The sequence below is a fragment of the Actinomyces sp. zg-332 genome (assembly GCF_011751945.2).
Lineage (GTDB): Bacteria > Actinomycetota > Actinomycetes > Actinomycetales > Actinomycetaceae > ZJ293.
The window spans coordinates 501,256-522,219 of record NZ_CP064951.1; the positions used below are offsets into that span (position 1 = coordinate 501,256).

The window sequence follows — 20,964 nt, forward strand, 5'->3', positions numbered from 1 at the left end:
ATGAATAAGATAAAAATAGCTATTTTAGGATCTAGTAATGTGGCTGCACAGGTTGTGCGGTTAATTAGTGAGCAACAAGAAGAACTTGACCAAAGTGTTGGTACTAAAGTTGACTTAATTGGTGTAGGTGTAAAAAATATAGAGAAAATAGGGCATGAAGATATAGATAAGCGCCTATTTTCTACTGATATACCTTCACTTATTCGCAAGGCTGACATAGTGGTAGAGCTAGTTGGTGGTTTGACTGACGCTAAAGATTATGTTTTTGAAGCCTTATCTTTAGGAAAAACTGTTGTCACCGCTAATAAAATGCTTCTATCACATTTTTATGAACAGTTAATGGAAGCATGTGAAACCAATAAGACTGAACTTTATTATGAAGGTAGTGTATGTGGAGCTATTCCTATAGTTCATGCTCTTCGTGAATCTTTGCGAAATGATAAAGTCGAGTCAATTATGGGAGTTGTAAATAGTACTACTAATTATGTTCTAGACAAGATGACCTCTGAAGGCACTTCTTTTGAAGAAGCCCTACAGCAGGCTCAAGATTTAGGTTTTGCAGAAACTGATTCTACCGCTGATGTATATGGCACTGATGCTGCATCTAAAGCTGCAATTCTTTCCTCATTAGCGTTTTCTAGTCAAATTTCAATTGATCAAGTTGACGCTAAAGGTATAGAAGATATCACTGTAGAAGATATAAAGACTGCTAAGGAAAAAGGATATGCTTTAAAGCTGATATTTGTTGCTAGTAGGCGTGAAGATCATAATGCTATGGGAATACACGTTAGTGTACGTCCGACTTTACTTCCTTTGTATCATCCATTAGCTACAGTTAAAGGTATTCATAATGCTGTTTTAGTAGACACACAGTTAGCTGGAAGGCTAATGTTTTATGGGCAGGGTTATGGTATTAATGCCGTTGCTTCAACTGTGTTGAATGATATAGTCAGGGCTAGTGTTCACAAGAAATATGGCATAGTTTTCACACAAAATTATGTCCCTACAGATTTAAATATATTAAGTGATGAGTATATTAGTGGTCGTTTCTATATGAATTTGACTGTTGATGATAGACCTGGAGTTCTTTCCCAAGTTACAGGTATTTGTGGGGCAAATAATTTATCTATTGATTCTTTGGTTCAAGACAGGCAGAACTTAGAAGTTCGCCTATCCATTTTCACTCATGAAACTACATATAGTTCTCTTAAAAAAACTGTGGAAATGTTTAACGAAGATGTGGGAATCATATCCGTGAATTCAATACTTTATGTTGAAAAATAAGTGATATTCATCATAAAGGCAATATTATTGTTTTTGCTAGATAAATGTTATATAATTAGTGGTGTGCGTTTATACGCATGTTGCTTAGAGAAGAATCTCTATCTTAATAAGGAAATATAAAAGTTTTGTATTTTCGTTATCTTAAAATCCAATAATCAGGAACGGTATGAGTAAAAGTTTAACCACTATGAAACTAGATGAGCTAAAAACTATGGCTATAAATCTAGGTTTAAAAGGCGTTTCAAAAATGCGTAAATTAGAGCTTGTAGAGGCTATTGAATCACTTAGTAATAACTCTCAAGTCAATCAAAATAATGAAGAAAAGACTTATTCTGAAGAATATCAGCAAAAAGATAATAATCACGGAAGATCAGAACGCCGTGGACGTGATGGACGTCGCCGTATTTCTAGGCGTGCAACTTCAGCAGTTGCAACTCCTGACCCAGTCAGTGAAGATGTATTAAACGTTCGTGAAACATTAATGCAAGATTTGGGTATTAAATCTGACGATAATAACGATTCTTCCTCAGCAGATACCAAAGAAGATACTTCTGAGTTTGAAGATCGTAGAAATAATGAAGAAAAAGAAAATCACGAAGAACGTGAAAATCGTGAAGAGCGCCGTGGAAGATATGACCGTGGTGAAAGAAATGTACGTACACGTAGAGGTCGCGACACCCGTGAACGTGGTGAACGTGGTGACCGCAATAAGCGTCGTCGTGAAACAACACGTGAAGAAAATACAAACTCAGTTGAAGAGTTTAGCGAAGACGATGTATTGCTACCAATTGGTGGTGTATTAGATATTCAGGAGAACCACGCTTTCATCCGTACTTCAGGATACTTAGCCGGTCCACACGATGTATATGTTAGCTTGGGACAGGTGCGAAAGTATGGACTACGTCCAGGCGATGCTGTACAAGGTGCTGTTCGTCAGCCACGTGAAGGTGAATATCAGCGTCAAAAGTATTCTGCACTAGCTCGTCTTGATTTCATCAATGGCATGACACTAGAAGAAATTAAAGATCGTGTAGAATTCAACAAATTGACACCACTTTACCCACAAGAACAGCTGAAGTTGGAAAATGATTCTAATCAGATGTCTTCAAGAGTGATTGACTTAGTAGCTCCTATTGGTAAAGGTCAGCGTGGTCTGATTGTTGCTCCACCAAAAGCTGGTAAGACAATCATGATGCAACAAATTGCTAATGCTATTGCTGAGAATAATCCTGAAGTTCACCTAATGGTGGTACTAGTTGACGAACGCCCAGAAGAAGTTACTGACATGGAACGTACAGTAAAGGGTGAAGTTATTGCTTCTACTTTTGATCGCCCAGCAGTAGATCATACAACTGTTGCTGAATTAGCAATTGAACGTGCTAAGCGTCTAGTTGAACTAGGTAAAGACGTAGTTGTGCTTTTGGACTCTTTGACTCGTCTATCACGTGCTTATAACCTATCTGCACCTCCTTCAGGTCGTATTTTATCGGGTGGTGTGGATGCTGCCGCACTATATCCTCCAAAGAAATTCTTTGGGGCTGCACGTAATATTGAAAATGGTGGCTCATTGACTATTATTGCTTCTGCTCTAGTTGAAACTGGTTCAAAGATGGACGAATTAATCTTTGAAGAATTCAAGGGCACAGGCAATATGGAATTGCGTTTGTCACGTGCTTTGGCTGATAAGCGTATTTTCCCAGCAATTGATGTAAATTCTTCAGGTACACGTCGTGAAGAAGATCTATTCGCTCCTAACGAATTGCAGATAATTTGGCGTTTGCGTCGAGTTTTGGCTTCTTTGGAACAGCAACAAGCTATTGAATTGATTTTGAATAAGCTAAAAGAAAATAAGACAAATGCTGAATTTTTGGTTACAGTAGCAAAAACTGTTTCACCAGAATAAACTTTATGGGTATTATCTGGCTAATTGATTCTTCTGAATATTTTAGTCAGATACTACTTTAAAACTTGAAAATTTTTCTAAAAATGGCAAAATTGTTTTTTGGCAAGATGCCTTAGGAACTGCTTCACCGAAGCCAACAACTTTGGACCCAGTTCCCTTCTAATACAAGGAGAAACCATGAAAAAGGGTATTCACCCAGAATATGTTGAAACCACAGTTACTTGTACATGTGGTAACACATTTAAAACACGTTCAACACTAACTTCAGGTGAGATGCGTGCAGATGTATGCTCAGCATGCCATCCTTTCTACACTGGTAAGCAGAAGATTCTTGATACTGGTGGTCGTGTTGCTCGTTTCGAAGCTCGTTACGGTAAACGTAAGTAGTTTTGCTTTGGCACTGATACTTTAAAAGTATTGGTGCCAAAATTTTATTTTAATTTCATTTTTTTGTTTTCACACTAAAGATTGTAATTATATCCCTTTACTATGTTGTATAGGGAAAATGTATTTATCTTGTCTGGATTTATCATGTTTATTTAGTATAAGATAGAGTTTTATAAATCTAATATGCTATTTGAGAATACAAAGTAACGCAAAATACTGAAAGTAACTTTTATAATAAGTTCCTTTATTACTTACCTGAAAAATACTGGCGTGTAGTATATAGACTAAATCAACTTTAGTAGTATAAAAGTATAAAAAGTGCTATGGAAATAAATAATTTACTCAATTTTTAAGATAAAGTTATACACCCAATGAGGACATATAGTTGATAAATATTTATTAGTATTTTGATAACAATGATAATAAAATTGGTGTATTTGCATTTTAAAAGTATCGTTGTAAGTATAATATTCAAAATAAACTATCTTGAGTATTATTATTGGGATATAATTTTTTAGTATTTGTGTAAAATTATTGAGTATATATGTATTGCGAATTGAGTAGGAAATATGAGTGAAGAATTTGGTGCAGTTGGAGATCTTCTTAAAGAATACGATGAAGTTGAAAAAGCTTTAGCTGATCCTGATGTACATAATGACCGCACTAAAGCTCGTACTCTTGGTAGACGTTATGCACAGCTTGGACGTATTGCTGCTGCTGCGAAGAAGTATTACCAAACAGTTGATGACCTAGAAGCTGCTAAAGAACTAGCTACTGAAGACGAAAGCTTTGCTCAAGAACTACCAGCCCTCGAAGAAGAATATGAGAAAGCTTACGATGTACTTAGAAAAGTTCTAGCTCCACGTGATGAAGCTGATGCTCGTGATATTCTTATGGAAATCAAAGCTGGTGAAGGTGGCGCTGAATCGGCACTGTTTGCTGCTGACTTGCTACGTATGTATTTGAGATATGCTGAGCGCAAAGGCTGGACTACAGAAGTTTTATCAAGCACTGACTCAGATTTGGGTGGCTATAAAGATGTACAAATAGCTATTAAATCCAAAGGTGAAGTTGCTCCAGAAGATGGTGTCTGGGCTCAGATGAAATTTGAAGGTGGTGTGCACCGTGTTCAGCGTGTACCAGCTACAGAATCTCAGGGACGCATTCATACATCAGCAGCAGGTGTGTTAGTCATGCCTGAAGCTGAAGAAACTGGCGAAATAGAAATCGATCCAAATGATTTGAGAATCGACGTTTATCGTTCTTCAGGCCCTGGAGGTCAGTCTGTGAATACTACTGACTCAGCTGTACGTATCACACACATACCTACAGGTATTGTTGTAGCTATGCAAAACGAAAAGTCTCAGCTCCAAAATAAAGAGGCTGGTATGCGTGTTTTGCGTGCCAGATTACTTGCTGAACAGGAAGCTAAGCGTGCGGCTGAAGCAGCACAGGCACGTCATTCACAGGTTCGTACAGTTGACCGCTCAGAGCGTATTCGCACATATAATTTCCCTGAAAACAGAATTGTTGACCACCGTACAGGTTATAAGGCTTACAATTTGGATCAGGTAATTGACGGTGACTTGGAAGCAATTGTGCGTTCATGTGTCGAGATGGACGAAAAAGAAAGACTAGCTAACGCTGGAAATAACGAATAACAATGTAGTAGCAATGAATAATAGGGAAATTATCGCTAAGGCTAGTGCATTACTGCGTGATAGAGGCATTGTTGATTTCAATATAAGTGCTGTTCGTATTGCTGAGTATTGTTTAGGTAAGCCTTTATATTTAGCTGATAATTTCTTGCCAGAACAATTAGAGTTGTACAATTCTTTAATATCTAAACGCTTACAAAAGGTGCCATTACAGCATATTTTAGGGAAAGTTAATTTTAGATATTTGGAACTTTTTTCCAGTAAAGACGCTTTTATTGCTCGTCCTGAAACAGAACTTATAGTTGACTACGTTATTGACTACGTAAGTTCAGTTAGAAAAAATAGCGTTTTTCTAGACAAAACTTTACATACAAAAGACAATATAGATTTTGCTTTGCCTAAAATGAAGGTAGTTGATTTATGTACAGGTAGTGGAAATATTGCTATTTCTATCGCGAGTGAAATTGAAAACACGGATGTATTTGCTGTGGAAATTTCCCCTGAAGCTATTGCCGTAGCTGAGCAAAATAATCTCAAATATGGCAATAAAGTTAAGATTATCCATGATGATGCTACTAGTACATCTTGGGTAAATACTTACGGGATAAAGGACAATGTTATTCTAGGTAGCTTTGACTGTGTTGTCTCAAATCCTCCTTATATTCCGAGTAATAGGGTATTTGATAATGAAGTTTCTTATGACCCTAAAATAGCTTTATACGGGGGAGATGATAAGGGATTGTATATCCCTAGAAAAATTGTTGATGTGGCAGCTAAACTTTTAAAAAAAGGTGGTTTATTCGTAATAGAGCATGATGATACCCACCAAGAAGAACTATGTGAGTATATAAAAGGAAAAAATTTTTCTACAACAGAACCTATGAATGATTTGAACGGGTATCCTAGATTTATAAAGGCTATTTACTAGCTTATTTTTAGTCAAGAAATTTTCTAAGAATAGGCACATAAAATGGAGTTTCAAATGAAATATTCTAGTATTGAGCAAGCAGTTGAAGCAATAAAAAACGACAAGTTGATTGTTTTGCCTACTGATACTGTTTATGGTATTGGAGCTAGCCCGAAAAAACCTGAAAATATAGAATCCATTTTACAAGCTAAGGGTAGGGGTAAGCACAAACCACCTCCTGTTTTAGTGTCAGGAATTGACCAAGCTAAGCAAATAGCCGAACTAGATGAAAAATTTATTCCTCTTTTGCAAGAGTTTTGGCCAGGTCCACTAACTGTAGTGTTGTCAATGAAAAAAAGTACAGATTGGGATTTAAGCGAAACTAACTCAACGGTTGCACTACGTATGCCTGATAGTGAAATAGCTTTGAAAATTTTAGAATTAGCTGGACCTTTAGCTGTTACGAGTGCCAATTTGACTTCTTGCCCACCAGCGTTGAATGTGCAAGAAGCAGTACAGTATTTCGGCGACACAGTTCAAGCTTATGTAGATGGAGGAGCCTCTCCTTTAGGAGTTAGTTCCACTATAGTGGATTTGACTACAACCCCCATAAAAATATTACGATTAGGTGTTATTACTAAGAAAGATTTGGAAAAATTTTTACCTGATGTAAATTAGATTTAAATAGGTATAATAAGCGGTAAACTATAAATACTGATTTTATTTTTATATGATAATAATAGTTTGTATTACACGGATAAATATGTGCTAATTAACTAAAATTAGTCTATAGTGTTTCGTAGAAACTTTGTGAAATATGTTTTGAAGTATTGATTGGAAATAGTGTGAGAGTTTATTTGCTCATATTTTTGATTGCCTGTAGCGTCACATACTTGACTACTCCTATGGTGCGTCATTTTGCCCTTGCTACAAAAGCTCTCACCCCAGTACGCGATCGTGATGTTCACACAGTTCCTATACCTCGTTTTGGTGGTGTAGCAATTTTTGCTGGTATTTTTGTATCTTTTATAGTTGCCAGTCATATTCCTTTTCTAGAAGAAGTCTTCAAAACTTCTGAAGCTTGGGCAATACTTTTTGGAAGTGGGGCTGTCTGTTTATTAGGCGTAATTGACGATATTTGGGAATTAGACTGGGTAACTAAACTCGCAGGTCAAGTGCTGATAGCTGGCATAATGGCTTGGATGGGGATACAAATTACTTCTTTCCCGATATATGGTTTAACTATTGGTTCTTCACGCCTATCACTTATAGCAACGATTTTCCTAATTATATTAGCAATGAACGCTGTGAATTTTGTCGATGGATTAGACGGTTTAGCCTCTGGAATGATTGCTATTGGTTCTTTAGCTTTCTTCATTTATTCTTACGTTTTGACCAGGGTAGTGGGAGGTCACTCATATGCCTCTTTAGCTTCTGTTGTAATAATTGCTCTATTAGGTGTGTGTGTAGGATTTTTACCTCATAATTTTAACCCTGCCTCTATATTCATGGGTGACTGTGGATCGATGATTTTGGGATTAGTTACAGCAAGTGCAACTATTCTTGTGACAGGTCAGATTAACCCAGCAGTTATGTTACCGAGACAAACTTTTGCGGCTTTTATTCCAATTCTTTTACCTTTAACTGTAATGTTAATTCCTTTAATTGATATGACTATGGCAGTTGTAAGGAGAATAAAGGCAGGAAAATCACCTTTCCATGCTGATAGACTGCATATTCACCATCGTTTGCTTAGCTTAGGATATAGTCATCGTCATGTAGTTCTAGTCATGTATATATGGTGTATCGTTGTTTCTTTTGGAAGTTGTTCACTTTTGTTCTTACCGGGTCAAATTTGGATAGGCGTATGGCTACCAATGATAGTCTTAGCCTTAGTTTATACTTTGTTTTCAGCTCCACTACTTAGAAATAAAATCTTATCAAAGTTCAATAAAAAATAGGAAATATAAGGCAGGAATAAAAATGGTCGATGATAGTATTCGTGATGGAGTAAAGAGCATAAGTCACAATGATCGACAAATGCTAAAAGCTGTTAGAAAAATTTTTACAACAATGCTCGTTCTGTTGGTGACGATTTTAGTATTCGGTAGCCTTATTGCATATTATTTTGATGGATTTAGAGGTATCGAGTCTGTTTTACTCGCTACTTTAGGATTTATCGTTTTGATGTCTGTTACTATCTTAGTTATAAAATTGAGTGTTAAAAATCACTCTTTGATAGGTGGATTAGTTCTTTTCGCATTCTTAATAAAAATAATTTTTATCATTGTTTTCTTGTTCTTAATACGTAACTATATGAATGTGAATGCACACATTTTTTCAATTACTTTAATAATTAGCATGTTATTAGGTTCTTTTATTGAAATATATTTCTTAACTAAAACGAAATTTAGATACGTTTAAAAAGGTATTAGATATTTTTCATATACGACCGTACATTAGTTATTTAGGACTATTTTGTATTTATAATGTATGTAAGTGCTTTTCATTACTTGTTTCTAGATACAGATTTATGCTATAACAATTTAGAGCACAAATATGTGTTCGTGACTTCCAAAGGTTGGGGTCATGGAGAGGAAATAATGCTCAATGGCGAATTAATAGGAGGTACCTTTTGTTAGGTATGATTACTCCTTATCTAGTCCCACTTAGCGATGGATTAGATTCAATTAGCGTTGATGAATTTTTTCCACCTGCAATTTTATTTGAAGGGACTCCTTTCGAACTAAACCGCGTGATGTTGGTTCGTTTGATATCAGTAACTGTTGTATCAATAATATTACTTTTGGCATCTTCTAAAGCTAAAGTAATACCATCGCGTGCACAAGTTTTAGTCGAAATGGTTTTTGAATTTGTAAGAAAAAATATTGTTTGTGAAATTATTCAGTCTAAGAAGATAGCTGATACAGTTACCCCTCTTATTACTTTCATATTCTTAGGTATTTTTTCCATGAATATTACAGGTATTATTCCGGGGCTAAATATTGCTGGATCTAGTGTTGTAGGTATTCCTTTGGTTTATGCGATAGTTTCTTATGTTGCATTTATTTATATTGGAATACGTGTAAACGGTGTTGGTAAATTCTTTAAATCACAACTTATACTTCCAGATATTCCAAAAATACTTTATCCGCTATTTATTTTGATTGAGTTCTTCTCAACCTTTATTGTTCGTCCATTTACTCTTGTTATCCGTCTACTGGCTAACATGATTGCTGGACACTTACTTCTTGTTTTGTTCTTTATCGCAACAAATATTTTCATATTCTCTCTAAGTATTTATACAGCTTTAGCACCAATAACTATGGCACTGTCTATAGCTATTTATGCTTTTGAAATTTTTGTTGCAGCATTGCAAGCATATATCTTTGCTCTACTATCAGCTGTATATGTGCAGTTGTCGGTGGAACACTAAACATAAAATACAGGTGTAAAACATATACGAAAAGGAAAAGAATATGGTTACAGGTAGCCTAATGGCAGTCGGATATGGTCTAGCTGCAATCGGTCCAGGTGTTGGTATTGGTATTATTGTTGGTCACACAAACCAAGCTATTGCACGCCAGCCTGAACTAGCAAGTAGCTTGAAAGTGAACATGTTTATTGGTATCGCGTTCACTGAAGCATTGGCACTTATCGGTATTGCTGCAGGTTTCATGTTCTAATGTTTACTTACTTATTATTACCACTATCTTCTGGGCACAACATTTTGTTGCCAACAGTACCAGATATGGTTTATTCCCTTATCTGTATGGCTGTTTTGGCACTAGTACTACGAAAAGTTTTGCCTAAGTTTAACTCGGTTATCCAAGAACGAACTGAGAAAATTGAGGCTGGTATTAATGCGTCTAAGGTAGCTAAAGAAGAAGTAGCTATAGTCAAGCGTGAACTTGAAGAAGAAAAAATTCGTTCTTTCGAAGAAGCTACACAGATTCGTGAAAAAGCTCATACTGATGCTAGAAACATAATTGATTCAGCTAAAGCACAAGCAAAACTTGAAGCTGAACGTATTATTGAAGCAGCACAGAGACAAATTCAATCTGAATACCAGCTATCACAGATTAGTTTACGTTCAGAGGTAGGAATGCTTGCATGTGAACTAGCAGATAAAATCGTTGGTGAACATCTTCAAAACGAAGAATTATCTGCTCGTGTTATAGACCGTTTTTTGGATGATTTAGAGCGTATTCCTTCTAAAAAGGAGTCATAATGCGTTTGCATGTTAAAAGAGCTTTAGCTCAATTTTCGCCGATATTTACTTCAATAGTTAATGCTAGTGACAATGCTCTTGTTATTAGTGAAGATTTATTTGCTGTTGAAAAGCTCTTTGCTGAAAATACTCCATTATTGCGAGCCGTAACTGATCCTTCACGCAGTGCCGGGGACAAGGTTAGTTTTGTCGAAAAACTACTATCTGACTCTATAAATAAAGCTAGTGTACAGATACTTTGTGCTTTGGCAGAGCTTAGATGGACAAAAGATGCTGACTTGTTAGAAGCTTTGGAAACACTAGGCATTGAAGCAATAATGCTATATGCAGAAAGTGAAGACAAACTTCATAAAGTTCAAAGTGATCTATTTGCTGTCATAGGTACTTTAAAGAAAAATCCTTCTTTACGTAATACTTTGACAGATCTTCGCACTTACAGTGTTAAAGATCGTGTAAATTTGGTTGATAAAGTATTTGCTAGCGAAATAGATGCTCTTTCTGTATTAATGCTAAAACGTGCTGTTGTACATACTAAACGTGCGGGGCTGAGCGTATATATTAGAGGACTTGCCGAGTTAGTGGCAGGACACGCTAATCACCTCTTAGCCGTTGTAACTGTAGTAGCTCCTATGACTGAGCAACAAAAAGTGCGTCTTGAAAGTATTCTACAGAAAGCTTATGGAAAACAAGTAATTATTAATGAAGTAATCGATAAAGAACTTATCGGTGGTATTCGTATTCGTATAGGCCAAACAATGATTGATGGTTCTTTGCTTTCTTCAATGGAGCAGGCCCGTCAGCGTTTAGCCTCATAAATTAGGAAGACTAATGTCTGAACTATCGATTAAACCCGAAGATATACGTGCAGCTTTAGATGATTTCGTAAATTCTTACGAACCAAGCCGTGTTGCTAAAGATGAAATTGGCCGCGTTATTATGACTGCTGATGGTATTGCCGAAGTTGAAGGTTTACCAGGCACTATGGCTAATGAACTCCTAAAGTTCTCAGATGGAACTCTGGGGATAGCAATGAACCTTGATGTTCGTTCAATTGGTGTTGTCGTTTTAGGTGACTTTTCAAATATTGAAGAAGGTGACGAAGTACGTCGCACCGGTGAAGTTCTTTCAGTACCAGTAGGTGACGGGTATTTGGGACGTGTTGTTGATCCGCTAGGAAATCCAATTGATGGACTAGGGGAAATCACTGATATAGATGAACGTCGTCCTTTGGAATTACAGGCACCAGGCGTAATGATGCGTAAGTCTGTGCATGAACCTTTGCAGACAGGTTTGAAAGCTATAGACTCAATGATTCCAATTGGTCGTGGACAGCGTCAGCTAATTATTGGTGACCGTCAAACAGGTAAAACAGCTATCGCTCTGGATACTATTTTGAATCAGCGTGAAAACTGGTTGAGTGGAGATCCTCAGAAACAGGTACGCTGTATTTATGTTGCAATTGGACAAAAAGGTTCAACAATTGCTTCAGTACGCGGTGCTTTAGAAGAAGCAGGGGCAATGGAGTATACAACAATTGTTGCATCACCGTCTTCTGACTCAGCAGGTTTCAAATATTTGGCACCTTATACTGGTTCTGCTATAGGACAGCATTGGATGTATCAAGGAAAGCACGTTTTGATTGTATTTGATGACTTGACAAAACAAGCTGAAGCATACCGTGCTGTTTCTTTGTTGCTACGCCGTCCACCAGGTCGTGAAGCATACCCAGGGGATGTTTTCTACCTACACTCACGTTTGCTAGAACGTTGTGCAAAGCTATCAGATGAACTCGGAGGAGGTTCAATGACAGGTTTGCCAATGATTGAGACAAAAGCTAATGACGTTTCAGCATATATTCCAACAAACGTTATCTCTATTACAGACGGTCAGATTTTCTTGCAGTCAGATTTGTTCAACGCTAACCAGCGTCCAGCAGTTGACGTAGGTATTTCTGTTTCACGTGTTGGTGGTGACGCGCAGGTGAAAGCTATGAAGAAAGTTGCTGGTACTTTGAAGCTAACTCTAGCTCAATACCGCTCAATGGCAGCCTTTGCGATGTTCGCATCAGACCTTGATGCAACTACACGTCAACAGCTACAGCGTGGTGCTAGACTAATGGAACTTTTGAAGCAGCCACAGTCCACTCCTTATCCAGTAGAAGATCAAGTTATCTCTATTTGGGCTGGTACAAATGGTTACCTGGATGAAGTTGAAGTAGCTGAGGTCAGCAAATATGAACATGGCTTGCTTGACTATGTAAAATCTAATACTGATGTAGCTAAAATCTTGGCTGAAACTAACGTACTAGACGATGAAACAGAAGAGAAGTTGAAAGCAGCTGTTAGCGAATATACAAAGAATTTTCTAGTTATTCCAAATAACAACTCTGTTAGCGAAGTTGAAACAGAAGCTGAATTTTCTTCTGAGCAAATCGTAAGTAATAAGCGAGGCTAATCGTGAGCGGGCAACAACGAATATATAAGCAACGAATAAGGTCTACACAAACACTAGCTAAAGTGTTTCGTGCAATGGAACTTATAGCTGCTTCTAGAATCGGCAAAGCACGCACTCTAGCTCAACAATCTGGACCTTACGATTTAGCTTTAACACACGCTGTTCAAGCTTTATCACAGCACTGCAATTTTGATCATCCATTGACAAGACCTCGTACAGATACTAACAGGGTCGCAGTCCTTGTAGTAACTTCAGACAGAGGTATGGCAGGTGCATACTCAGCAACTATTTTGCGTGAGACTGAAAAATTGCTGAACTCTTTGCGTGAAGAAGGAAAAGAACCAGTATTGTTTGTTTCTGGTCGTAGGGCTCAAAGCTACTTCCGTTTCAGGGGTAGGCAGCCAGAAAAGAGCTGGGAAGGACAATCTGATAACCCTAGCTTTGAGATGATTGATGATATCGCTCAGACTTTATTAGAGTATTTCTGTGAAGAAGATCCTGCAAAGGGTGTTGCACAGGTACATATTGTCTTTACAAGGTTTAAGACAATGGTTACTCAGATTCCTCAAGTGCATAAGGTTTTACCTTTGGAAGTTGTTTCTGCAGAACAAACAAAGGTAAATGATAATGCTGATATGAGTACATCAGCTCATGAACCTACACCTTTGTATGAATTTGAGCCGTCAGCTGATGAAGTGTTCAGAGTTGTCTTACCAATGTATGTAAAGAGCAGGATAAAGAACGCTTTGCTACAATCAGCAGCTTCTGAATTAGCTAATAGGCAGCGTGCTATGCATACTGCTACTGATAACGCTGAAGAATTGATCCGTAACTACACTCGTATGGCTAATACAGTTCGACAAGCTGAAATTACCCAAGAAATTACGGAAATTGTTTCTGGTGCAGATTCACTAGGCCAGAACTAATGGGAACGAATAGAGGAAAAACAGACATGACTATGACACAGGAGAAGAAAACAGGCATAGGCCGTATCGCCCGTGTAATCGGTCCAGTTGTGGATATTGAGTTCCCACCGGACCAGCTACCTGCAATGTATAATGCTTTGCTAGTTGATGTTAACTTGGGTAATGAACAGTCAGCATTTACTATGACTTTAGAAGTTGCTCAGCACCTTGGCGATAACATCGTACGCGCAATTGCTTTGAAACCAACTGATGGTTTGGTTCGTGGTTCAAAGGTAACAGACACAGGAGCACCTATTAGTGTTCCAGTTGGTGATGTAACTAAAGGACACGTTTTCAACGTTACTGGCGAAATACTAAACGCGCAGCCAGGTGAAAAAATTGAAATTACTGAGCGTTGGCCAATTCACCGTCAGCCACCAAAGTTTGATCAGCTTGAGTCAAAGACTCAAATGTTTGAAACTGGTATCAAGGTTATTGACCTTTTGACTCCATACGTACAAGGTGGAAAGATTGGTTTGTTCGGTGGTGCTGGTGTTGGTAAGACTGTTCTTATTCAGGAAATGATTCAACGTGTGGCTCAAGACCACGGTGGTGTTTCTGTTTTCGCTGGTGTGGGTGAACGTACTCGTGAAGGTAACGACCTTATCCGTGAAATGGAAGAAGCGGGCGTTTTTGAAAAGACAGCTTTGGTATTCGGACAGATGGATGAACCGCCAGGTACTCGTTTGCGTATTGCTTTGTCAGCTTTGACTATGGCTGAATACTTCCGTGATGTTAAGAATCAAGACGTTTTGTTATTCATTGATAACATTTTCCGTTTCACTCAGGCAGGTTCTGAGGTATCCACGTTGCTAGGCCGTATGCCATCAGCTGTGGGTTACCAGCCAAACTTGGCTGATGAAATGGGTGCTTTGCAGGAACGTATTACCTCAGTTCGTGGACACTCGATTACCTCTTTGCAGGCTATTTATGTGCCAGCTGATGACTATACAGACCCTGCTCCAGCAACTACTTTCGCTCACTTGGATGCTACGACTGAGCTTTCTCGTGAGATTGCTTCTCGTGGTTTGTATCCATGTGTGGATCCTTTGTCATCAACATCACGTATTCTGGACCCTCGCTATGTAGGTAAAGAACACTACGAAGTTGCAACTCTTGTAAAGTCAATTTTGCAGAAGAACAAAGAATTGCAAGACATTATTGCTATTCTTGGTGTTGACGAATTGTCTGAAGAAGATAAAGTTATCGTTGCACGTGCACGTCGTATTGAACAGTTCTTGTCACAGAATATGTATATGGCTACTAAGTTTACAGGCGTTGAAGGTTCTACTGTTCCAGTTGCTGAAACAATTGAAGCTTTCAAACGTATTGCTAACGGTGAATACGACCATGTTGCTGAACAAGCATTCTATAACATTGGTGGTATTGAGGATCTAGAACGTAATTGGGCAAAGATTCAAGCTGATCTTTCCTAATAGGAGTAATTATGGCTCTAGATGTAAGAGTAGTTTCTGATAAAGAAGAACTTTGGTACGGACAAGCTACTTATATTGGTTTAATGACTGGTGGTGGTAGTATCGGTATTTTGCCGGGACACCAGCCAGTTTTAGCTACTGTTGTTGCTGGTAAAGCACAGATTCATACTACTAAAGGTGACAAGATTGAGTTACCTGTAGGAGAAGGAATTTTATCTGTAGACCAAGATATTGTAAATATTGTTGTAAACCACGTTTCAGATAACTAAACAGGACAAAATATGAGTGTTATAGCTAGTGTATTGCTAATGGTTGCAAGTATTATCATTATTCTATTAACAATACTACTAGCTATTTCGCTATTTTTGGGTGCTAGAGCCGTACATTTGTATAGACGTACAGGCTCTTTTGAATGTAATTGGTGTGAAAATAATTCTAAAAAATGGCAAAATGGTGTTGCTCAGTATAACGTTTATGAACTAACATGGCATCGCCTTATAGGATTTGGTAATACACCTGAGCTACGTTGGAAGCGAACAGGGATACACTTTGATCCTCAAGATGTATTATTTGATGAATTCAATCCAAATAAAGTTATTGTAAATTTTAAATATCGCGATTTTACTTTTACATTATATATGGATATTAAAGACTATGAAGGATTCATCTCTTGGCTAGATTCTGGGCTTCCTGAAACTAAAGAATTTTTCTAGCTTTTATTTCTATTTCTTTTATTTAAAAAATATATTAGTTGCTCTTTTGAAAATACAAAGTGAAAAACCTAGTAAAAATTTATCGAACTTATTTAACTATTTCTTGTGATACCATAACTTTTATTTAACTTTAGATAAATAATTATTGGTATAGCTAAATTTTATAAACCTAATTGCAAGTTATCACATATATAAAATGTGCTTATCTTATTAAGTAAGACACTGTGTTTGAAATACTTTAGATTCGTAGTGCTTATTTTGTACTAGTAATTTAGAATCTAAATTGCATTATGGGAATTATAATATGCTGATAAAATAAAAATAATTACTTTGACTTGTAAATAATATTTTAATCAGGAGTTGAGTAAATAACTTTTAATGAGTTATTGTTTAATAGTTGAAATTTGATACATAAATAGTGTGGGGCTATTTCTTGTGGAAAATTATTTGCTGCATAAGACAATAAAGTGTCTGAAACTTATTTAATAGAGAAATAGGATTACGATGAGGGTATTAGTTGCTAACTGTTCGGTGGACTATTCAGGGCGTCTGGATGCACATTTGCCTTTAGCTAAAAGGGTAGTAATGTTCAAAGCTGATGGCTCTGTATTAGTGCATTGTGATGGTGGATCATATAAACCCTTAAACTGGATGAGTCCTCCTTGTAAAATTGAAGAAGTACCTTTGAGTGAAGAAGATGTACAAGACGCTGTGGAACAAGTTTTACAAGTTGTATCATCTAAAAGTGATGACAGGTTAATACTTAGAATACATGAAGTAATTGACAATATTGAAGTGGACTTAGGTGAAGATCCAGGTCTTATAAAAGATGGTGTTGAAGCTCACTTACAAAAACTTTTAGCTGAACAAGTTGAGGTCTTGGGTAGCGGTTTTTCTTTAGTAAGGCGTGAATATCCAACTCCTATTGGTCCAGTTGATTTGCTTGTACGAGATGAAAATAGCTCTTATGTTGCTGTGGAAGTTAAACGCCGTGGAGAAATTGACGGTGTAGAGCAACTTACTAGATACCTTGAACTGCTTAACAGAGATCCAAAGCTAGCTCCAATAACAGGCATATTTGCGGCTCAAGAGATTCGTCCACAGGCTAGGACTTTAGCCCAAGATAGAGGTATACGCTGTGTGATTTTGGACTACCAAGCAATGCGTGGAATTGATGATAGTGAAGGAAAGCTTTTCTGATATGTGGAAGTGGGTGAGAATATGTCTCCTAGGCGTTCTAAGAAACGTCCTTATGGTAAACACGTAGAGCTAGATTATTCTAGATTGCGTTATGTTGAGTCCGTTCAGACTGGTAACGATGGTGCTAGTTATAATGTACGACACATAAATTCCAGCCCTAAAACTTATATTTGCCCAGGGTGTTTGCAAGATATTTTGCCTGGAGTTTCACATATTGTTGCATGGGAAACAGACCACTTTTTTGGAGCTGATAGAGCTGCTCAAGAACGTAGACATTGGCATAGTAATTGTTGGAAACGTGGTTTACGTCCGCAATAGCTCGTTGTTGTATAACTAAAGTTCTTTGACTGTATTGTTTGTGTCTTTATAGAACAAAATATGCATTCAAATATGTATTAAAACTCTTCTTTAAATGTTTTTGTCCTGTCATAAAATGCTAGCAAATCTGAATTTGACGCTTATATAGTTAGATTTAGTGGATTTATAGGTAAATTTATAGCAAGTACAATGTAGTGTTTTAGAAAATAAAATGATAAGCGCTGCTCCAAAGATATAATAGAAATACTAAAATATTCACAATTTTATAAAAAGTAGTTGTTTTCGATAATAATGATGCTTATTGTTTATATAGATGTTATTTCAACTAGTAAAATACGTCACTATTGTTATTGGAGAGTATATGTTCACAGTAGAAGAACTTAGAGAAAAAAATCATGCTAACTTTGATGAGCTAGTGCAAGTTTTGAAGGATTTTGTTGCTATTCCATCAGTATCTTCATCTTCTTTTGACCAAAAATATGTGCAAGAAAGTGCTGAATTTGTAGCTAAGCTTTTTAGTGAAGAAGGTCTGGACATTAAAATTCTAAAAGCTGAGACAAAAGACGGAAAGCAAAGTCGACCAGCTGTTGTGGGCTCTTTGATAGTAGATGAGGCAGCACCTACTGTATTGCTATATGCTCACCACGATGTTCAGCCTCCAGGAGATGTTGCTACTTGGGACAGCGACCCATTTGAAGCTGTAGAAAGAAATGGTCGTCTATATGGTCGTGGTAGCGCTGATGACGGTGCTGGAATTATTGCACATTTAGGTGCTGTTCGTTTGCTGAAAGAAAATCTTGGGGTAAATGTCAAAGTATTCATCGAAGGTGAAGAAGAAATTGGTTCTCCTACTTTCCGTGATTTCTTACAGACTTACCGTGCAGAACTAGATGCTGATGTGATTATTGTTGCAGACTCAGCTAACTGGAAAGTTGGGGAGCCATCTTTGACATCTAGCTTACGTGGACTAGTTGAACTAACTGTTGAGGTAAAATGCCTAGATCATGCTGTGCATTCAGGTGTATATGGTGGCCCAATTTTAGATGCTAATGTATTAGCTGCACGTTTGATTGCTTCCTTGCATGATGAGAACGGCGATGTTGCTGTTAAGGGATTAGTGGCTTCTAATGATGCTGAAGTTGTTTATCCAGAAGAAGAACTTAGAGCAAGTGCTGGAGCTGTAGAGGGGCTAAAACTAGCTGGTACCGGTGATTTGGCTGCAAGATTATGGTACAAACCAGCAATCAGTGTTATTGGTATGGATATTACTTCTGTTGCAATGTCTTCAAATACCATTGCTCCAAAATGTACTTTTGTTCTTTCTATGCGTATAGCTCCAGGTCAAGATATGCATGAAGCTGCTGAGTTACTAACTAAGCATTTAGAAGAAAATGCTCCTTTTGGTGCTAGTGTTAGAGTTTTCAACCCAGATTTAGGTCCATCTTTCAAAGCTAATGCTTCTCCGATTTGTGATAAGGCACATTGGGCGTTATCAAAGGCTTGGGATTTTGACAGCGTAAATACTGGTATGGGTGGTTCTATACCATTTCTAGCTGATTTCAATGAAGTATTTCCTCAAGCTGAAATATTGATTACTGGTGTTGAAGATCCAGATACTCAAGCTCACTCTGAAAATGAATCTGTGCATTTGGGTGAACTAGAAAATGTTATTTTGGCTGAAGCTTTGCTATTGGCTAAGATTGCTGAACAAATATAGTTTTGAACGTATTTATTGTAAAAGCTCCGTAGTTACTATGCGGAGCTTTTATTTTAGGAGTAAAAATTAGGGGAAACAAAGTATATTTAGTTTTATAAGGGGGGGATAACAGTTTATGTAAATATACGATAGCTTTATAAAACTTTTACAAATGTGTGCATGAGTATATCAGCTTCTCTAGGAGCAATGTAGGATATAATTTTTGTATGAAAGTTTTTTGTATCTCAAATAATGTGTCTAAAGAATGCATAGATAGTTTCGTAGCAGGCTGGTGTTTGGGTGAAAAAGAAACAGAGTTTGAGGTATATAACTTCGATATTGAAAGTGAAAAACTAAGAAAGTCACTAGGGAAAAGCGTTAGAAATTTATCTTGTGAAGAGTTTTTAGATATTGTTTCCTCTTCTGTAGATAAAAAAGATAGTGTAGAAGAAAAAACGAATGAAAGCCTTGAAATAAAAGATACAAGTAAAACTACTTTTACCTCTAATGTATCTTTTATTACGAGTTGTTGCAGTGTTGAAGATGACGGTGAATGTGATACTGATTTTTCAGCATTTTCTAGTATTTATTGGCTGGATGATACAAATTCTCATTCAAGAAGTTATTTTGCAGATTTGGAAGAAGATAATAAAGATAACGTTGCTTATTTAGGTAACAAAGATAACGAAAAATTTGAGTATGTGAACCATTTTTGTAAGTGGATAGATGAATACTTTGAAAATAGTGATTTGAGCGACAAAGATAAAGCTAGTTTTTTATACAGAGTTTTGAAAAATATTGATACTTCTACTTTAGGGGTTTATAGAAATTCTGATTTTTTGGTTTCTAATGCTGAAGATAAATTACCTTTTAGTTATTCAAGCAATTCTTTTAGTGAAAATAGTGTTTTAGGTTCTAAAATTGCTGACACATCTCCTCAAAAAAGTAGTTTTATTCCGCTAAAGTCTGTATTAAATAGTGGTGTTATAAACGAGTTGCAAAAGCTATCCAAAATCTCTAGAGCTAGTATCCAAAAGGGGAGCAATACGCCGATAGGTTTTTTATTGTCGATACTTGGGATAAAGCTAGTTGATGAAAGAAACTTTGTGTTACAAAAGAGCAAAGCTGTAAGTAGAATTACCGAAAACGACCTTGTTATATTGTTTGAAAAGGATTTGAATTTACTAAGTGTTGATTCAACTTTATTGCCAATACTGAAGAAAAAACTTTACCATACTATTGTTCCGCTAGTTGTAGTTTCGCAAAAAATGGAGCTGTCTCGTGTTGAATTGAACGAATATCATGTAAATTCTAGTTATGAAGCAAGATTTACGAATGACGATTTATATAAATTAGGTTCTGCTCTATCAGTAACTTGGAAGTTATAACTGTAGTGTGTGAATAATCATACTTAAACCTATAAATGCTTTATATATGTTGTTCTTTTTATATTTTTTGATAAATATTTTCGATTAGGGCTTGCAAAAATCATTTTTTTTGCTTACTATTTTCTAGTGCGAGATGTTCAGCATGTCTAATATGCGGATGTGGCTCAGTTGGTAGAGCATCACCTTGCCAAGGTGAGGGTCGCGGGTTCGAGTCCCGTCATCCGCTCAGGTGTTTCCCTATGTGGAGCTAGCCTCGCGGTGGGTTGGCCGAGAGGCGAGGCAGCGGCCTGCAAAGCCGTATACACCGGTTCGAATCCGGTACCCACCTCGGGCGATTGGCGCAGTGGTAGCGCGCTTCCTTGACACGGAAGAGGTCACTGGTTCGAACCCAGTATCGCCCACAGATTATCAAATATTCCTAGTC

General features: G+C 37.1%; 21 protein-coding genes and 3 tRNA genes. All 24 read left to right on the plus strand.

The genetic code is table 11. From position 1 onward, the window contains the following. The 24 genes from HCQ94_RS01940 to HCQ94_RS02055 all read left to right on the plus strand — a co-directional run bounded on the left by HCQ94_RS01940 (position 1) and on the right by HCQ94_RS02055 (position 20,941). Positions 1–1,284, plus strand: coding sequence for a homoserine dehydrogenase (locus HCQ94_RS01940; protein ID WP_166977155.1), 1,284 nt, complete (start codon positions 1–3; stop codon positions 1,282–1,284). Positions 1,285–1,450: 166 nt separating this feature from the next. Beyond that, complete coding sequence (gene rho / locus HCQ94_RS01945; protein ID WP_232525742.1) at positions 1,451–3,187, plus strand: transcription termination factor Rho; 1,737 nt, start codon at positions 1,451–1,453, stop codon at positions 3,185–3,187. Between the two features lie 177 nt (positions 3,188–3,364). Further along, the gene (rpmE, locus tag HCQ94_RS01950) at positions 3,365–3,574 is read left to right on the plus strand and encodes a 50S ribosomal protein L31 (protein ID WP_166977157.1); all 210 of its coding nucleotides are present in this window, start codon (positions 3,365–3,367) and stop codon (positions 3,572–3,574) included. 569 nt (positions 3,575–4,143) lie between these two features. Next, positions 4,144–5,235 (plus strand): peptide chain release factor 1, encoded by a 1,092-nt coding sequence (gene prfA / locus HCQ94_RS01955; protein WP_166981384.1) that lies wholly within the window; start codon positions 4,144–4,146, stop codon positions 5,233–5,235. A 13-nt stretch (positions 5,236–5,248) separates the two neighbouring features. Next, positions 5,249–6,160 carry a N5-glutamine methyltransferase family protein gene (locus tag HCQ94_RS01960; RefSeq protein ID WP_166981387.1) on the plus strand — a complete coding sequence of 304 codons (912 nt, stop codon included), beginning with the start codon at positions 5,249–5,251 and terminating at the stop codon, positions 6,158–6,160. A gap of 54 nt (positions 6,161–6,214) precedes the next feature. Continuing rightward, complete coding sequence (locus HCQ94_RS01965) at positions 6,215–6,817, plus strand: L-threonylcarbamoyladenylate synthase (RefSeq protein ID WP_166981390.1); 603 nt, start codon at positions 6,215–6,217, stop codon at positions 6,815–6,817. Positions 6,818–6,984: 167 nt separating this feature from the next. Further along, on the plus strand, positions 6,985–8,100 hold the full coding sequence (locus HCQ94_RS01970) for an MraY family glycosyltransferase (RefSeq protein WP_166977165.1): 1,116 nt from the start codon (positions 6,985–6,987) through the stop codon (positions 8,098–8,100). Between the two features lie 22 nt (positions 8,101–8,122). Then, positions 8,123–8,563 carry a Cg1360 family ATP-synthase-associated protein gene (locus HCQ94_RS01975; protein ID WP_166977167.1) on the plus strand — a complete coding sequence of 147 codons (441 nt, stop codon included), beginning with the start codon at positions 8,123–8,125 and terminating at the stop codon, positions 8,561–8,563. 220 nt (positions 8,564–8,783) lie between these two features. Beyond that, positions 8,784–9,575 (plus strand): F0F1 ATP synthase subunit A, encoded by a 792-nt coding sequence (gene atpB / locus HCQ94_RS01980; protein WP_166977989.1) that lies wholly within the window; start codon positions 8,784–8,786, stop codon positions 9,573–9,575. A gap of 43 nt (positions 9,576–9,618) precedes the next feature. Beyond that, complete coding sequence (gene atpE, locus HCQ94_RS01985; RefSeq protein ID WP_166977169.1) at positions 9,619–9,825, plus strand: ATP synthase F0 subunit C; 207 nt, start codon at positions 9,619–9,621, stop codon at positions 9,823–9,825. Continuing rightward, positions 9,825–10,370 carry a F0F1 ATP synthase subunit B gene (locus HCQ94_RS01990; protein WP_166981393.1) on the plus strand — a complete coding sequence of 182 codons (546 nt, stop codon included), beginning with the start codon at positions 9,825–9,827 and terminating at the stop codon, positions 10,368–10,370. The genes atpE and HCQ94_RS01990 overlap by 1 nt, the downstream gene beginning before the upstream one ends. Then, a complete protein-coding gene (locus HCQ94_RS01995) occupies positions 10,370–11,185 on the plus strand; it encodes a F0F1 ATP synthase subunit delta (RefSeq protein WP_166981395.1) in 816 nt (271 codons plus the stop codon). Before HCQ94_RS01990 ends, HCQ94_RS01995 begins: the two co-directional genes overlap by 1 nt. Positions 11,186–11,198: 13 nt before the next feature. Next, the gene (gene atpA, locus HCQ94_RS02000; RefSeq protein WP_166977175.1) at positions 11,199–12,824 is read left to right on the plus strand and encodes a F0F1 ATP synthase subunit alpha; all 1,626 of its coding nucleotides are present in this window, start codon (positions 11,199–11,201) and stop codon (positions 12,822–12,824) included. A gap of 2 nt (positions 12,825–12,826) precedes the next feature. Next, a complete protein-coding gene (locus HCQ94_RS02005) occupies positions 12,827–13,750 on the plus strand; it encodes a F0F1 ATP synthase subunit gamma (RefSeq protein WP_166981398.1) in 924 nt (307 codons plus the stop codon). Between the two features lie 32 nt (positions 13,751–13,782). Further along, the gene (gene atpD / locus HCQ94_RS02010; protein WP_166977991.1) at positions 13,783–15,225 is read left to right on the plus strand and encodes a F0F1 ATP synthase subunit beta; all 1,443 of its coding nucleotides are present in this window, start codon (positions 13,783–13,785) and stop codon (positions 15,223–15,225) included. An 11-nt stretch (positions 15,226–15,236) separates the two neighbouring features. Then, the gene (locus HCQ94_RS02015) at positions 15,237–15,494 is read left to right on the plus strand and encodes a F0F1 ATP synthase subunit delta/epsilon (RefSeq protein ID WP_166977179.1); all 258 of its coding nucleotides are present in this window, start codon (positions 15,237–15,239) and stop codon (positions 15,492–15,494) included. A 12-nt stretch (positions 15,495–15,506) separates the two neighbouring features. Further along, on the plus strand, positions 15,507–15,938 hold the full coding sequence (locus HCQ94_RS02020) for a DUF2550 family protein (RefSeq protein WP_166977181.1): 432 nt from the start codon (positions 15,507–15,509) through the stop codon (positions 15,936–15,938). Positions 15,939–16,442: 504 nt separating this feature from the next. Next, on the plus strand, positions 16,443–17,138 hold the full coding sequence (gene nucS / locus HCQ94_RS02025) for an endonuclease NucS (protein ID WP_166981401.1): 696 nt from the start codon (positions 16,443–16,445) through the stop codon (positions 17,136–17,138). Between the two features lie 21 nt (positions 17,139–17,159). Beyond that, positions 17,160–17,456, plus strand: a complete 297-nt coding sequence (locus HCQ94_RS02030; protein WP_196373619.1) for an Rv1322 family protein — start codon at positions 17,160–17,162, stop codon at positions 17,454–17,456. 361 nt (positions 17,457–17,817) lie between these two features. Then, entirely contained in the window at positions 17,818–19,173 is a 1,356-nt protein-coding gene (locus tag HCQ94_RS02035) for a dipeptidase (RefSeq protein ID WP_166981405.1), read from the plus strand. A 206-nt stretch (positions 19,174–19,379) separates the two neighbouring features. After that, a complete protein-coding gene (locus HCQ94_RS02040) occupies positions 19,380–20,540 on the plus strand; it encodes a hypothetical protein (RefSeq protein WP_166981408.1) in 1,161 nt (386 codons plus the stop codon). A gap of 153 nt (positions 20,541–20,693) precedes the next feature. Further along, positions 20,694–20,766: transfer RNA gene (locus HCQ94_RS02045), tRNA-Gly, on the plus strand. Between the two features lie 31 nt (positions 20,767–20,797). Then, positions 20,798–20,868, plus strand: a tRNA-Cys gene (locus HCQ94_RS02050). Between the two features lies 1 nt (position 20,869). After that, a tRNA-Val gene (locus HCQ94_RS02055) sits at positions 20,870–20,941 on the plus strand. Positions 20,942–20,964: the final 23 nt, after the last annotated feature.